Origin of the sequence: Curtobacterium sp. YR515 (assembly GCF_900113095.1) — a bacterium.
Classification (GTDB): Bacteria; Actinomycetota; Actinomycetes; order Actinomycetales; family Microbacteriaceae; genus Curtobacterium.
Genome location: NZ_FOOD01000001.1, coordinates 560,950 through 575,260 on the forward strand (window position 1 = coordinate 560,950; position 14,311 = coordinate 575,260).

At 71.7% G+C, this 14,311-nt stretch carries 13 protein-coding genes; 8 read left to right on the forward strand and 5 right to left on the reverse strand.

What is annotated here, in order from left to right; all coding sequences use genetic code 11:
* Window positions 1-127: 127 nt before the first annotated feature.
* Window positions 128-1,144 carry a LacI family DNA-binding transcriptional regulator gene (locus tag BM028_RS02625; RefSeq protein ID WP_175495966.1) on the reverse strand — a complete coding sequence of 339 codons (1,017 nt, stop codon included), beginning with the start codon at window positions 1,142-1,144 and terminating at the stop codon, window positions 128-130.
* A gap of 155 nt (window positions 1,145-1,299) precedes the next feature.
* Here BM028_RS02625 and BM028_RS02630 point away from each other — a divergent pair, with 155 nt between their 5' ends.
* The 7 genes from BM028_RS02630 (at window position 1,300) to BM028_RS02660 (ending at window position 9,567) form a co-directional block, all read left to right on the forward strand.
* Window positions 1,300-2,532: a sugar ABC transporter substrate-binding protein gene (locus BM028_RS02630; protein WP_071303119.1), complete on the forward strand. Its 1,233-nt coding sequence runs from the start codon at window positions 1,300-1,302 to the stop codon at window positions 2,530-2,532.
* 62 nt (window positions 2,533-2,594) lie between these two features.
* Window positions 2,595-3,545 (forward strand): carbohydrate ABC transporter permease, encoded by a 951-nt coding sequence (locus BM028_RS02635; protein WP_374115124.1) that lies wholly within the window; start codon window positions 2,595-2,597, stop codon window positions 3,543-3,545.
* The gene (locus tag BM028_RS02640; RefSeq protein ID WP_071295289.1) at window positions 3,542-4,432 is read left to right on the forward strand and encodes a carbohydrate ABC transporter permease; all 891 of its coding nucleotides are present in this window, start codon (window positions 3,542-3,544) and stop codon (window positions 4,430-4,432) included. Before BM028_RS02635 ends, BM028_RS02640 begins: the two co-directional genes overlap by 4 nt.
* Before the next feature lie 58 nt (window positions 4,433-4,490).
* On the forward strand, window positions 4,491-5,291 hold the full coding sequence (locus BM028_RS02645; protein ID WP_092384375.1) for a ThuA domain-containing protein: 801 nt from the start codon (window positions 4,491-4,493) through the stop codon (window positions 5,289-5,291).
* Window positions 5,288-6,400, forward strand: coding sequence for a Gfo/Idh/MocA family protein (locus BM028_RS02650; RefSeq protein WP_092384377.1), 1,113 nt, complete (start codon window positions 5,288-5,290; stop codon window positions 6,398-6,400). Before BM028_RS02645 ends, BM028_RS02650 begins: the two co-directional genes overlap by 4 nt.
* Before the next feature lie 161 nt (window positions 6,401-6,561).
* On the forward strand, window positions 6,562-8,412 hold the full coding sequence (locus BM028_RS02655; protein WP_092384379.1) for a DUF7507 domain-containing protein: 1,851 nt from the start codon (window positions 6,562-6,564) through the stop codon (window positions 8,410-8,412).
* A 165-nt stretch (window positions 8,413-8,577) separates the two neighbouring features.
* Window positions 8,578-9,567 carry a carboxypeptidase-like regulatory domain-containing protein gene (locus tag BM028_RS02660; protein ID WP_092384381.1) on the forward strand — a complete coding sequence of 330 codons (990 nt, stop codon included), beginning with the start codon at window positions 8,578-8,580 and terminating at the stop codon, window positions 9,565-9,567.
* A gap of 13 nt (window positions 9,568-9,580) precedes the next feature.
* Here BM028_RS02660 and BM028_RS02665 read toward each other — a convergent pair whose 3' ends face one another.
* Window positions 9,581-10,084 (reverse strand): AAA family ATPase, encoded by a 504-nt coding sequence (locus BM028_RS02665; protein ID WP_217647216.1) that lies wholly within the window; start codon window positions 10,082-10,084, stop codon window positions 9,581-9,583.
* A gap of 78 nt (window positions 10,085-10,162) precedes the next feature.
* Between BM028_RS02665 and BM028_RS02670 the strand changes: the two genes are divergently transcribed.
* On the forward strand, window positions 10,163-11,410 hold the full coding sequence (locus tag BM028_RS02670) for an MFS transporter (protein WP_092384383.1): 1,248 nt from the start codon (window positions 10,163-10,165) through the stop codon (window positions 11,408-11,410).
* Between the two features lie 26 nt (window positions 11,411-11,436).
* Here BM028_RS02670 and BM028_RS02675 read toward each other — a convergent pair whose 3' ends face one another.
* The 3 genes from BM028_RS02675 to BM028_RS02685 all read right to left on the reverse strand — a co-directional run bounded on the left by BM028_RS02675 (window position 11,437) and on the right by BM028_RS02685 (window position 14,242).
* Window positions 11,437-11,940, reverse strand: a complete 504-nt coding sequence (locus tag BM028_RS02675; protein WP_083414033.1) for a pyridoxine/pyridoxamine 5'-phosphate oxidase — start codon at window positions 11,938-11,940, stop codon at window positions 11,437-11,439.
* 98 nt (window positions 11,941-12,038) lie between these two features.
* A complete protein-coding gene (locus BM028_RS02680) occupies window positions 12,039-12,869 on the reverse strand; it encodes a creatininase family protein (protein WP_070416832.1) in 831 nt (276 codons plus the stop codon).
* An 8-nt stretch (window positions 12,870-12,877) separates the two neighbouring features.
* On the reverse strand, window positions 12,878-14,242 hold the full coding sequence (locus BM028_RS02685; protein ID WP_092384385.1) for an FAD-binding oxidoreductase: 1,365 nt from the start codon (window positions 14,240-14,242) through the stop codon (window positions 12,878-12,880).
* Window positions 14,243-14,311 lie beyond the last annotated feature (69 nt).

The following is a 14,311-nucleotide window of genomic DNA, read 5'->3' on the forward strand; positions in this document are numbered from 1 at the left end:
CCGTCGGGTGGTCGCGTCCGCGCGCGGCGAGGCGACCCTTCGCGCTGGGCGACAGTTCACGGGTTCCGCCGCGCGTGAACTGTCGTCCAGCGCGAAACCTCACCCGCCGGGCGGCGGGCCGCGCCGGTCAGGCGGGCGCGGGTGCCGTCGACTCGGCCGTGCGGAGGGTGCACGGCAGCAGGAAGTGCGGCAGCTCGTCGGACTTCCCGTCGAGCTGGTCGATGAGCGCGTCCGCCGCACGGGTCCCGAGCTCGCGCCCCGGAGCCACCATCGTCGACAGCCGCGGGTAGTGCTGGTCGGCGTTGGCCTCGGACGAGGCGATGCTGAGCACCGAGACGTCCTCCGGTACCCGGCGCCCGGCCGCGTACAGGCCGACGAGCAGCCCGGCGGAGGAGTCGTCCTTCATCACGAGCACGGCGGTCACGCCGGGGTCGAGCGCGAGCATCTCGCTCGCCGCGGCACGTCCGCCGTCGCTCCCCGGACCCGCGGTGACCACGGTGCCGCCGAGTCCCCGCGTGGCCGTCACCTGCCGGAAGGTGGCCTCGGCGCGGAGGTGCGGCGCGTAGCCGGCCATCGGCGTGCCCTCGAGGTCCTCGAGCACGAGCGCGAACCGCCGGTGCCCGAGCGACTGCAGGTGGTCGATGCTCGACTCGATCGTGGTCTCGAAGTCGATGTCGACGAACGGCAGACCACTGCTGTCCCGGGTGCGGCCGATGAGCGTGAACGGGACGTCGAGCGCGGTGAGGACGGCGACGCGGGGGTCGTCCATCCGCACCTCCATGAGGATCACACCGTCGACGAGCCCCCCGGAGACGAGGTCGTCGAGGTCGTCGCCGGCGGGGTCGACCGGCCAGAGCACGAGGTGGTACCCGCGCTCGGACGCCCGCTCGGCAGCGCTCATGAAGAACTGCGAGGTGGTCGGGCTGAAGCGGTTGCCGGTGGTCGGGAACAGCAGCGCGATGATCCGGGTGCGGCGGCTCGCGAGCGCCCGGGCGACGACGTTGCCGCGGAACTTCAGCTCGCGCATCGCCGCCTGCACGCGGGCGGTCGTCGCGGGGGTGACGTACTTCGTGCCGTTCACGACGAAGGACACGGTGGCGATCGACACACCCGCCCGATCGGCGACCTGCTGCATCGTGGCCATGCCGCTCAGCCTACCGTCCGGGATGCGAAAAAAGCGCTTTACAGGTGAAGCGCTTTTCTGTTAGCTTCTCGCCCCAAGGAACACAGCGACGATGACGTCAGCGGATTCGTGGTTGCGCGCCTGCCCCCTGCATCCGTCAAGAGAAGAGCTCTGCAATGAAGCAAAGATTCCCCTCCCCGTCGCGCCGGACCCGCGCCCTCGTCGGCGCGGTCGCCGTGCTCGCCACGATCCCCCTGGTCCTCACCGGGTGCTCCGGTTCCGGATCGGCCTCGTCCGGTGGGAGCAAGGCCCTGACGATCGAGGACTACTACGACGCGACCTACAACCCCGTGTACAAGCAGTGCGCGAAGGAGGTCGACGCGACGGTCACGATCAACCACGTCGCCGGTGCCGGTCTGATCTCGAAGGTGCTGCAGCAGGCATCCTCGCGGACCCTGCCCGACGTGCTCATGCTCGACAACCCCGACGTGCAGCAGATCGCGGCCTCCGGGGCACTCTCCGACCTCAGCGACTACGGCCTCAGCGCCGAGGGCGACGTCCCCGGCGTGAAGGCGGCGAGCACCTACAAGGGCAAGCTCTACGGCCTGCAGTCGAACACGAACTCCATCGCGCTCTACTACAACAAGAAGCTGCTGGCGGACGCCGGTGTGCAGCCGCCCAAGACCTGGGACGAGCTGAAGGCCGCCGCGAAGAAGCTCACCTCCGGGTCCACGTACGGCTTCGCGATGAGCAACATCAACACCTACGAGGGTACCTGGCAGTTCCTGCCGTTCTTCTGGTCGAACGGCGGTGACGAGAAGGACATCGCGACGCCCGAGGCCGCGCAGGCCCTGCAGCTCGTCGAGGACCTGCAGAACGACGGCTCGATGTCGAAGAGCTCGATCAACTGGGCCCAGGCCGACGTGAACAGCCAGTTCCTCGCCGGCAAGGCCGCGATGATGATCAACGGCCCGTGGCAGCTGCCCGCCCTGAACGCGAAGAAGGGCCTCGAGTTCGACAGCGTCCCGATCCCGACCCGCACCGGCTCGGAGACCGTCGCACCGCTCGGCGGCGAGGCGTTCACCGTCCCGCAGACCGGCGACAAGGACAAGATGCAGCTCGCCGCCAAGTTCGTCGGCTGCCTCCACTCGGAGAAGACGCAGAAGGCCCTCGCCGAGGTGAGCGGCAACGTGCCGACGAACCTCGAGGCCGGCGCCGCATGGGCGTCCGACCACCCGCAGGTGGCCTCGTTCGTCACGACCGTGAAGACCGCCCGGGCCCGCACCGGTGAGCTCGGACCGGACTGGCCCAAGGCCGCGACGAAGATCTACACCGCCGTCCAGCTCGCCCTGACGGGCAAGGCCGACCCCGAGGCAGCGCTCAAGCAGGCGCAGTCCCAGAGCCAGTAGTGCACGAGGGAGCCGGCCACCCGGCCGGCTCCCTCCCCACCCTCGGAAGGAGCGGTTCCGGCATGAGCGCCACGACACAGACCCGACCACGGACCCAGGCGTCCGTCCCACCACCACGACCCGGCCAGCGCCGCGCACGCATGCGGATCGGGATCACCCGATGGCTCTTCGTCATCCCGGCCGCACTCTTCGTGGCCGTGTTCTTCGGCTACCCGGTCGTGAAGAACATCATCATGTCCTTCCAGGACTACACGACCAAGACCTTCTTCACGGGCGAGGCCCCGTGGGTCGGGCTCGGCAACTACATCCAGGTGTTCCAGAGCTCGGTCTTCGCGACGAGCGTCGTGAACACCGCGCTGTTCACCGCCGGCTCGATCATCCTGCAGTTCGTGATCGGCCTCGCCCTCGCACTGTTCTTCCGGCGGCACTTCCCGCTGTCGGGGTTCCTGCGCGGACTCCTCCTCCTGCCGTGGCTGCTCCCGCTGATCGCGTCCAGCGCGGTCTGGAAGTGGCTCCTCGACCAGGACAGCGGCGCGCTCAACCAGCTCCTCGGCGTGGTCGGCATCGCCCCGGTGCCGTGGCTGGTCAGCCCGAGCCTCGCCCTCATCGCCGTCATCGGCGTGAACGTCTGGCTCGGCATCCCCTTCAACACGACGATCCTCTACAGCGGGCTGCAGTCCGTGCCGCCGGAGCTGTACGAGGCCGGCGCGCTCGACGGCGCCACGGGCTTCAAGGCGTTCTGGTACATCACCTGGCCGAGCATCCGGAGCGTGGTGAGCGTCGTGATCGTGCTCGGGGTCGTCTACACGCTGAAGGTCGTGGACATCATCCTCGGCCTCACCGGTGGCGGCCCGGCGAACTCCACGCAGACCCTGGCCACGAACGCCTACCACCAGTCCTTCATCAACTTCCAGTTCGGCATCGGAGCCGCCGTGAGCAACGTGCTCATCGTCGTCTCGTTCGTCTTCGCGATGGTCTACATCGCGATCTCCAGGAAGGCGGTCGACGAATGAGCGTCGGACTCGCGAACCAGACCGTCACCGCCACCCGGGCGATCACCACGAAGCGCAGTGCACGGGTCCCCGGACCGAAGCGCGGCGTCAAGGGCATCCCGCTCACGATCCTCGGCTGCGTGTTCCTCGCGATCATGGTGTTCCCCGTCTACTGGATGGTGAACACGAGCCTGCAGGCCACGTCCGGGGCCGCCACCGCGACCTGGTTCCCGTTCTCCCCCACCTTCCGCGGGTACGAGACGGCGTTCGCCCAGCAGGGGCAGAACTTCCTGTCGAGCATGATCATCGGCCTCGGCACCGTCGTGCTGACCCTGGCGATCGCGACCCCGGCCGCCTACGGGCTGGCTCGGTTCAAGATGCGCGGCACCCGGGTGTTCCTGCTCGTGCTGCTCATCACGCAGATGATCCCGGCGATCGTCATCGCGAACGCGCTCTACACGCTGTTCAACAACGTCGGGCTGCTGAACAGCTACATCGGGCTGATCCTGGCCGACAGCGCCGTCCAGGTGCCGTTCGCCGTGCTGCTCATGCGTGCGTTCATGGAGTCGATCCCGCCGAGCCTGGTCGAGGCCGCGCTCGTCGACGGCGCGAACGACTTCCGGGCGTTCGTCTCGATCGTCCTGCCCATCAGCCGGAACGCCATCGTCACGGCGGCGCTCTTCACGTTCCTCGGCGCCTGGGGCGACTTCCTCATCGCGCTCACCCTGACGTCGACGACCGCGGTCCGGCCGATCACGCTCGGCATCTACAACTACATCGGTTCGAACGTCACCGACTGGGGGCCCGTCATGGCGACGTCGGTCCTCGCGTCGCTGCCGGCGGCCGTGCTGCTCATCGTCGCCCAGCGGTACATCTCCGCCGGCGCACTCGGCGGCGCCGTCAAGTGACGGCAGCCCACGCCGGGCGGCCGGCGACGACCACGAACCCCAGCCAGAAAGGCACACCATGACCACCACCCCGCTGCGCATCACCGTCTGGGGCGAGAACGTCCACGAGCAGGTCGAGCAGCACGTCGCCGAGCGGTACCCCGACGGCATGCACGGCGCCATCGCCGACGGCATCCGCGAGAACCTCCCGGACGCCGTCGTCCGCACCGCCACGATGCAGGAGCCCGAGCACGGCCTCACCGACGAGGTCCTCGCCCAGACCGACGTCCTCACCTGGTGGGGCCACGCCGCGCACCAGGACGTGGACGACGCCGTCGTCGACCGCGTGCACAAGCACGTCCTGTCCGGCATGGGCCTCGTCGTGCTGCACTCCGGCCACTGGTCGAAGATCTTCGGGAAGCTGATGGGCACGACCTGCACGCTCCGGTGGCGCAGCGAGCACGACCAGGAGCTCGTCTGGACCGTGAACCCGCAGCACCCCATCACGCGCGGCGTCCCGAACCCGATCGTCATCCCCGAACAGGAGATGTACGGCGAGTACTTCGACGTCCCGACCCCCGACGAGCTCGTGTTCATCTCGGGCTTCACCGGCGGCGAGGTGTTCCGGAGCGGCATGACCTACCGCCGTGGCCTCGGGAAGATCTTCTACTTCTCCCCCGGCGACCAGGACTTCCCCGTGTACCACCACAAGGACGTCCGACGCGTGATCGCGAACGCCACCGAGTGGGCGCGGCCGGAGCGTGAGCGGGAGATCCCGACGCTGCGCCGGTACGACCTCGGCGAGTACTTCGACGGCCAGCACTACCGCGGCCCGTTCGACGACGCACCGGTCGATGAGCACGAAGGGGCACAGGCATGACCCTCCGCGTCGTGCAGGTCGGCGCCGGCGGCATGGGCCGCGCCTGGCTCGCCACCGTCGCGGCCGACCCGGACGTCGAGCTGGTCGGCATCGTCGACCTCGACCTCGACGCCGCCCGGGCCGGCGCCGCGGTCGCCGGCGACCCGACGATCCCCGTCGGCACCGACCTCACCGCCCTCGCCACCGAGACCGGTGCCGAGGCCGTCCTCGACATCACCGTCCCGGTCGCGCACCACCCCGTCACGCTCGAGGCCCTCCGCGCCGGACTCCCCGTCCTGGGCGAGAAGCCCGCGGCGCAGACGGTCGCCGAGGCGCTGTCGCTCGCGGCCGCCGCCGAGGCCACCGGCAAGCTGTTCATGGTGTCGCAGTCCCGGCGGTACAACGACCACCTCGTCGCCTTCCGGCAGCACGTCCGTGGGCTCGGGGGCGTCGGCGGGTTGAGCACGCGCTTCGCCAAGGCCCCGCACTTCGGCGGCTTCCGCGAGGAGATGGACGACGTCCTCCTGCTCGACATGGCGATCCACGCGTTCGACTCCGCACGCTACGTGCTCGAGCGGGACCCGGTGTCGGTGTACTGCGAGTCGTGGAACCCGTCGTGGTCCTGGTACCGGGGCGACGCCGCGGCCGCCGCGGTCTTCACGTTCGAGGACGACGTCCGCTACGTGTACGACGGCTCGTGGTGCGCACTGGGTGCCGAGACCTCGTGGAACGGCGACTGGCGCGCCTCCGGACCCGCGGGCACGGCGCTGTGGGACGGCGACCACGACCCGTGGAGCGACCTCGACGGCACGCCGGGCGCGCCGGACGCGGCCCCGAGTGTCGGCAACGAGATCGCCGGTGCCCTCGCGTCCTTCGTCCGTGCGGTCCGCTCCGGCGAGCGCCCCGACGGCGAGGTGCACGGCAACGTGATGAGCCTCACGATGGTGGACGCCGCGATCGCGTCCGCCCGCACCGGGCGGCGCATCGTCATCGACGAGGTGCTCGAGCAGGCGCACGCCACGGCGCTCGAGGTCGAGCAGGACGAAGCCATCCGCGAGCGACTCGCGTCGTGGGGTTCGGTGCGCAGCGCGCTCGCGACGGGGTCGCCGGACACGGCCGCGCTCGGCTGAGCGACGCCGGCGGTCCAGGAGGCGCGGTGCGGGTCGGACCCGCACCGCGCCTCCCGTCTGCCATCCGTATGTATGCAAACACTTGCCATATCAGTTGGTCGCTGGAAAGATCTTGCCGGTCAGTCGATCCCGACTGGCACGGATCAGCCCCAGGAGCCGCCTTGACCGACACCAACCCGCCCGCGCGGACACGCGCCCGCCTCCGCCGAGCCGCGACCATCGCCGCCGGCGGCGGCATCGTCGTGAGCACCCTCGTCATCGCCCCCGCGGCGATCGCCGACCCGGTCGACCACCTCCGAGCCGACACCTGGACCGTCGACGGCCAGCGCTCGACGACCACCCTGCCCGGGGACCTCGCCGGCCTCGGCGACGTCGTCGCCGTCAACCAGGACCCCGCACAGGCCGTGTCGGTCGCCGGAGCAGGGTCGCTCGCGGCGACGGTCGGCTCGCTGCAGCTCCGGCCCACCGCCGCTGCCGTGGGTGCGGCTGCGAACTGCCTCTCCGGCGCTCCGGACCTCGCCCCGGTCACGTGCGCGACGTACGGCAGCGACATCACGTTCCCGGCCCCGGTCGTCGACCCGGTGCTCCGACTCTCGGCGTCGGGCGGGGCGAACAGCTCCACCGCCGGCCGGTGCACGTTCGACTGGTACGACGTCGCCGTCTCCGCGATCGACGGCGCACCGACCGACGCCGCTCGGCTCAGCCTGCTGACCTCGCCGAACGGCTGGACGCTCGAGGGTGACACCATCACCCGGCCCGCACAGTCCGCCGCGTCCGCCTGCGACCCGCCGATCGGCGGCGCGATGTACCTGCAGGTGCACGGGGTCGTCCGGTCCCTGCACCTCGACAACGCGTTCCGGGCGATGGTGAACTACGGGGGTCCGACCAACGCGCTGTCGACCTTCCAGGGCGTCGCCGTGCAGGTCCTGCTGCCGACGACCGACCTCGTCGCCGAGGCGTCCGCCCCGGCGCTCCTGCCCGCGGCGGGGACCGCCGAGTGGACGTTCTCGGTGCGCAACGACGGCGCGAACGCCTCGCACGGGTACGTGCTGACGGCCGAACTCCCCGCCGGCGTCACGGACATCGTCGCGCCCGAAGGGTGCACCGTCGCCGGGACCACGGTCACCTGCACGGTCGCACCTGCGGGTTCGACCCTCGCCCCCAGCGGCACCGTGCCGACCTTCGCGGCGCTGACCACGCCGAACGGCACCGCCGACGCCGTGCTCGCCGCCGGCGCATCGGCCCAGCCGATCGTGGTGCGTGCGACGACCCCCTCCGACCGCGACGCCGCCCTCACCGCGACCGCGCTCGTCTCCGGAGCCGACCTGGACACGGCACCCGCGTCGAACTCCACCACGGTGACCTCCGCGGCGCAGCGCCCGTCGCTCGCCATGACGAAGCACGCCGATCGTGCGTCGGTGACCGGCGCCGGGCAGACCCTCGTCTACTCGTTCGACGTCGAGAACACCGGCGACGCGGCGCTGTCCGGCGTCACGATCGACGAGGGCCGCTTCTCCGGCACGGGCCCGCTTGGACCCGTCCAGTGCGCGGCGACCGAACTGCGTCCGGCCGAGTCCACCTCGTGCTCGGTCCGCTACACCGTCACGACCGAGGACGCGGCGACGCCCACGATCACCAACGAGGCCACGGCGAGCGCCCTCCCCGCGGGTGAGCCGCAGCGGGTGTCGTCGGCGGCCTCGTCGGTGTCCGTGCCGGTGACCGTCGCCACCGTGCCGGGCGACGTGACCGGCGAAGCCGACGGCGGACAGTCGTCCGGCTCGGGCCGACCGGGTGACAGCAGCGCGACACCGGGTGTCGTCGTGGGGTCCGCGGACGCCGCGCAGTCCGGTGCCGACCGCTCCCCGGACGCGGCGGACGGGCGCGACACCGGCTCGGACGTCGGCGCGCTCGCCTACACCGGCGCGGAGCTGCTGCCGCTCGCCGTCGGGAGCGTGCTCGTCCTCGTCGCGGGACTCGGCATCTGGACGGCGGCGCGTCGGCGACGCGCCTGATCCGGCCGCCGGGTCGCGCCGTGTGACGCGATCCGGTCCAGGAGGCGCGGTGCGGCTCGCGACGCGACCGTCGCGCCGGGCGCGGTGCGGGTCGGACCCGCACCGCGCCTCCCGTGCGCGTACAGTCCCACGCAACACGTGGCTGGCGGGCGATCGGGGAACGCGATGCGACAGATCATCGGGACGACACTGGTCGTGGCGCTCGCAACGGCCGCGCTGATCGGTGTGGCGCCGCCGGCGAACGCGGCCGCGTCGGGCACGATCGCCGTGCAGCTCGCGACGCCGGACGGCACCCCGATCCGGCTGGCGGACGTCGAACTCGCCGCGATCGGCACCGACGCCGTCGTCGGGACCGCCACCACCGACGCCGACGGCACCGCGACGTTCGCCGGCATCCCCGCCCCGGACACCGTGACGGTCACCACACGGCAACTCCCGCCGCGCGGAACGGAGACCTACGCCCCCGGACTCCGTTCGGACATCGCGGTCCGTGGTGGCACGACGGTCGCGGTGACCGTGCCGCTCGTCCGTGGCGCCACCGTGCAGGGTGGGGTGGTCGGCCCCTCGGGTCCCGCTGCCGGACGGCTGATGTACGCGTGGAACGAGGACACCTCGCAGGTGTTCCGGACGACCTCGGACAGCGCGGGACGGTACCGGTTCCTCGGGTTGAGCACCGGTCAGTACCGCATCGAGGCGTACGCCAGCGGCACGGCGTCGCCCGCCGTGTGGAAGACGCGGGTGTACCAGCAGCGGGGGACGCTCCCGGCGTCGCAGGTGACGTTGTCGCAGCACTACGCGCACAGCGACTACGACCTGGCCGTCTTCGCGAACACGGCGTCCCGCACCCCGTCGCCACAGCTCAGCGGCGCGAACGTCGTGGTGACGGAGGCGACGAGCGGGGCGTCCTTCTCGACCCGGTTCTCGACCCTGCTCGACGACGAGCAGACGGCCCAGTTCCAGATCCCCTCCGGGCAGTACGTGGTCGAGCTCCGGACGACGGCGACGACCACGACGCCGGCGGGTTCCCTGTGGCTCGGCCGTCCGGGAGGCGTGTACCGGTACGTGACCGACCGGGCGCAGGCCGTCCCGGTGAAGGTCGTGTTCGGCGGGTTCAACGGGTGGGGTGGAACGGTGCCGGAGGCAGCGTCGCGCTGACCGGCGACGTTCGTCAGCCGGACGCGCTCGCGGACGACGCGATGGCGATCAGGTCGGACACCACCTCGTGCAGCGGTCGAGCCGCGTCGAGTTCGTGCGTGCATCCGGCGCGGAGGAGCGGCTCCACCTCGACGAGATCCGCCTCGATCATGCGGCGCTCGAGCGCGGTCTTCCCGTAGGGGTTCGTCGTACGGCGCGCGACCCGATCGAGCATCACCTCGAGCGGAGCGCTCAGGAGCACGATCGCATCGAACCGGTCGGAGAACTCGGACTGGTTCCGGACGCATCCCTGGACGAAGAGCGAGCGGTCGTCCACCGCGTCCAGGAGCCCGGAGATCTTCGCCTCGACCCACATCCACTCGCCCTGGTGCGCTTCGTCGGGTGGGTCCGGCAGCGCCCGGTACTCGCGCCACCCGGGTTCATCGGTGTCCACGACCCGGTAGCCGTGCGTCGCGAGCTCGATCAGCGCGGACGACTTCCCGGTTCCCGACATCCCGGTGATCAGCACCTTCGACACAGCACCACACTAGGACCACGGTCGAGCGCTGACGGCTGTGCCCTTGCTCACGGTGTCACGGTCTGACAGCGTTGGCACATGGGCGACGACGTGACCACGCTCCGTCGGGTGCCGGGCTTCCTCCCCTACTGGTCGGCCGCGACCGTCTCGTCGTTCGGATCAGCCGTGAGCGCGGTCGCCGTGCCGGTCCTCGTGGTGACGGTGCTGCATGCCAGCCCGTTCGAGCTCGGTCTCGTGAACGCTGCCCAGTTCCTCCCGTACGCCGTGTTCGGTCTGGTCGTCGGCGCGTCCGTCGACCGCTTCCGGCGGAAGCCGCTGCTGATCTGGGCGAGTATCGGTCGCGGCGTGAGCCTCGGTGCGATCCCGGTGCTGTGGTCCACCGGGCTCCTGAACCTGTGGGCGACTGCGGCGGTGCTGTTCCTGTTCGGCATCCTGTCCGTCGTGGGGTTCGCGGCAACGCAGTCGCTCCTCCCCAGGATCGTGCCGCGCCCGCTCCTCCTTGCGGCGAACGCGCGGGTGGACCAGAGCGACGCGGCGGCGCAGACGGCGGGCCCGGCGCTCGGCGGGGTCCTGGTCAGCATCGTGACGGCGCCGGTCGCGATCGCGCTCGACGCGGTGAGCTACTTCGTCGACGCGTTCCTCATCGCCCGGGTCCGCGTCGTCGAGCACCAGCCGGCGCGGCCGGCCAGGACGAGCCTCCGGAGTGACATCGTGGACGGTCTGCGCTGGACGTACGGCAACGCAGTGCTCAGACCGCTGGCCCTGTCCACCCACGTCTGGTTCCTCGCCAACGCCGCCGGCCTGACGGTGTTCGCGACCCTCGCCCTCCGCACGCTCGCGCTCCCCGCAGCGCTGTACGGGGCCGTCATCGCCGTCAGTGGGATCGCGATGCTCGTCGGCGCGACCGCTGCGACACGCCTCGGCACCCGGTTCGGCGCCGGCCGGACGATCATCGCCGCACGAGCCGCCTACCCGATCGCCTGGGCGGCCATCACGCTCGTGACGCTCGGTACCGGCGGTGCAGCACGGCCGACGACGGTCGTGGTCCTGTTCGTCGCCTTCGCCCTGCACGGTGCCGCAGCAGGCTGCGAGAACGCGAACGAGATGGTCCTCCGCCAGACCGTCACACCGGATGCCCTCCTCGGCCGGGTGAACGGCACGATGCGCAGCGCGAACCGGACGCTCGCCGCGGTGGGAGCAGTGGGCGGGGGTGCCCTCGTGACCCTGACCGGGGACGGCTTCGCGCTGCTCGCCGTGACGGTCGTGTTCGCGGCCGCCGTCGTCGTCGCTGCGTGGTCTCCACTGCCCAGCGCCACCGTTCGCTAGGAAGGTTCCACCCGACACAGGGGTGGTCACCCCGGCCAGGACTCCCGCGACCACGACCCGTCCGGGCGCCGGTGGTAGGCGAGCCGGTTGCTCGCCGCGTCCGTCGCCCCGCGCCAGAACACCATCCGAACCGGTGTGAGTGCGAACCCAGCCCACGTGCTCGGCGGCTCGAGGTCCGTGCCGGCCCGTTCGCGGCCGAACGCCGCCCAGGCCTCCCGGCGCCGGGCCGGTGTGTCCGCAGCGGACGCGTGGTCGTTGACCCACGCGAGCACCTGCAGGTACCGCGTCCTGGCCGCGTAGGCCGCACGGGCCTCGTGGTCGGAGACGGGCGCCACGTCACCGACCACGACGAGCTGTCGCGCGGCCTCGGGCCAGTGCAGGGTCACCGCGGCACGGGGCACCGCCGCGAGTTCGGCGGCCTTGCGGCTGCGCGAGTCGGTGTGGAAGTGCAGGCGCTCCCCGTCGAACAGGGAGAGCAGGACCGTCCGGGCGTCGGGGTAGCCGTCGAGCCCGACGGTGGAGAGGGTCATGGTCGGACCCGGGGCGTCCGCCGCCGCAGGGAGCCAGGATGCCGCGAGGGCCAACGGGTCCGTCGGCACGGGCTCATCGTCGACACCTCGCGGCACGGTCACGAGACCGCAGCGTCGGCGGGGCGGGCCACCGCCGGACGGCTCACCGCCGGGTCGAACCGTGCGATCTCGTGCAGCGACGCCACGGCCTCGGCGACGGAGTGCTCCCAGAGGACGGCACCGTACGACGCCGTCGCCCGGCTGGCGTCGCCGACGACCCCGGGGGTCCCGAAGTCGTCGGACAACCACCCGAACGACACCGGGCCGCCGTTGAACGCGATCTTCTCGAAGCCGGCGATGTGCTCCGGCACCCATCGCTCCGCGAGCGACATGTCGACCAGGTCCGGGCGCAGGTGCAGGATCATCGACGTCTCCGCGGCGCCGCCGTGGATCCCCAGCCCGAGCTCGTCCGCGTCCTCGCCGTCCGGGCCGGGGACGCGCGCGAGGGTCGGCATGAGGAACGTCTTCAACCCGTAGCGCTTCCGGATCTCACGCAGGGCGACCTGCAGCAGCGCGACGTTGCCGCCGTGCCCGTTGGCGAACACCAGGGTGCCGGCACCGGTGAGGGCGACCGCGCGGCCGATCTGCACGGCGGTGTCGAACATCGTGTCGCTGTCGAGCCACACCGTGCCGGGCGCCCAGCTGTGTTCGTCGGACTTCGTGAACGACAGCGTCGGGAGCTGCCAGACGTCCAGTCCCTCGGCAGCGGCCTGCTCGACCGCCGCCCCGCCGATGTGCTCGGCGAGCAGGTGGTCGGTCAGGAGCGGCAGGTGCGGGCCGTGGTGCTCGACGGCGCCGGTGGGCTGCACGACGATCGTGTCCGGCCCGAAGCCCGCCGCGACGGCCGGACCGGACAGTTCCGCGAGCCGACGCGAGCGGACCGTACTCACTCCGGCGCTCACTTGCCGAACCCCGGGACGACGGGCTGCGCGGACGCGGTGGAGCCACCGCTGACCACGAGCGACGGGTCGATGACGTGCCCGGGGTTGAGCAGCCCCGCGGGGTCGGTGCGCTGCTTCAGCGCCACGAGCTCCTCGACGCCGTGGTCGACGTAGTACTGGTGCGGGCTGTGCACCCGGACGCCGAGTTCGCGGAGCACCGGGTAGCCGGCGTAGACGTCCTCGGCCCCGGTGTACGGCGCGGTGAGCATCCCGATCGGTCCGACGTGCGCAGCCTCGATGTGGAGCATGCCGCCGGGGTAGACGGCCTCGACCTCGGCGATCCGGTCGATGAGCGCCTCGCCGCCGACCTCGACGTGGAAGTACTCGGTGTCGCTCGTGTTCCGCTTCAGCCACCAGATCGGGTGGTTGTACGACAGCATCGACACCTTCGTGGTCTGCTGCAGGCCCTCGCGGACGTCCAGGACCTCACCGCCGGCGGCCTCGATGCGTGCTCGGGCCTCGTCGAGCACGACGTCGTCGATGATCGCTCGCAGGCTCGCACGGTCGTCGGGGACGGCCAGGTCGGACGGCAGCGTCGCGGCGATCTCGGCGCGGTCGGCGCTCACGAGCCGCGGCACCGGGTCGAGTCCGCGCAGCGTGCGGACAGCGACGAGCGCGTCCTCGAAGGTGGGGAACGCCGCGTAGACGGCTCGCCACTCCTGCAGCGGCTCGAGCCGGACGGTGGCGCGGGCGATGACGCCGGCGGTGCCGTAGGTGTGCACGAACGGCTGCGCCTCGTCGCCCTCGACGTGCAGCAGCACGTCGGCGCCGGGGAGCGCGACGTCGAGCGCCGTGACGAAGCCCTGCCAGTTCGACCCGTGCGCGATCGACCCGGTGCCGCCGGAACCGCCGGACAGGAAGCCGCCGATGGTCGACTGCGCGGTGGACGGGTACATCCAGAGCTGCTGGCCCGTGGCAGCGGCCGCCTGTTCCAGGGCGACCATGGACGCGCCGGCCTCGGCGGTGATCCAGCCGTCGCCGACCTCGACGACGGCGCGTGCCCGCGACGTGTCGAGGACCAGGCCGCCGTGCAGCGGGATGCCCTGGCCGTAGTTGCCGGTGCCCTTCCCGCGGGTGGTGACGGGGACGCCGTGCCGGACCGCGACCTGCAGGGTGGCGGCGATGTCGTCGGCGCTGGCCGGCGACGCGACGAGGTCGGCGAGGCCGAGGGGCAGCTGCTCGCTGAGGATGGGACTCATGGTGGCCTCGTCGACGGAGGCGCGGGCCCGCGTGCGCTCGTCGGCGCTCACGCCGCGCTCACCGAGCAGTGCGACGAGCTCGGCGCGCAGCGCCTCGACGGAGGTGGGGGTGACGGTGGTCATGCTCACTCCTGGTGGGTGGGTGGTGCGGGGACGACGGACGGGAGGCGCGGGGCGGCGTGGCACCGCGCC

Excerpts from the sequence above, each read along its gene's own strand:
- BM028_RS02630 (WP_071303119.1), top strand. The coding sequence starts at position 1,300 with ATGAAGCAAAGATTCCCCTCCCCGTCGCGCCGGACCCGCGCCCTCGTC.
- BM028_RS02640 (WP_071295289.1), top strand. The coding sequence starts at position 3,542 with ATGAGCGTCGGACTCGCGAACCAGACCGTCACCGCCACCCGGGCGATC.
- BM028_RS02685 (WP_092384385.1), bottom strand. The coding sequence starts at position 14,242 with ATGACCACCGTCACCCCCACCTCCGTCGAGGCGCTGCGCGCCGAGCTC.
- BM028_RS02645 (WP_092384375.1), top strand. The coding sequence starts at position 4,491 with ATGACCACCACCCCGCTGCGCATCACCGTCTGGGGCGAGAACGTCCAC.
- BM028_RS02675 (WP_083414033.1), bottom strand. The coding sequence starts at position 11,940 with ATGACCCTCTCCACCGTCGGGCTCGACGGCTACCCCGACGCCCGGACG.
- BM028_RS02650 (WP_092384377.1), top strand. The coding sequence starts at position 5,288 with ATGACCCTCCGCGTCGTGCAGGTCGGCGCCGGCGGCATGGGCCGCGCC.
- BM028_RS02670 (WP_092384383.1), top strand. The coding sequence starts at position 10,163 with ATGGGCGACGACGTGACCACGCTCCGTCGGGTGCCGGGCTTCCTCCCC.
- BM028_RS02660 (WP_092384381.1), top strand. The coding sequence starts at position 8,578 with ATGCGACAGATCATCGGGACGACACTGGTCGTGGCGCTCGCAACGGCC.
- BM028_RS02635 (WP_374115124.1), top strand. The coding sequence starts at position 2,595 with ATGAGCGCCACGACACAGACCCGACCACGGACCCAGGCGTCCGTCCCA.
- BM028_RS02625 (WP_175495966.1), bottom strand. The coding sequence starts at position 1,144 with ATGGCCACGATGCAGCAGGTCGCCGATCGGGCGGGTGTGTCGATCGCC.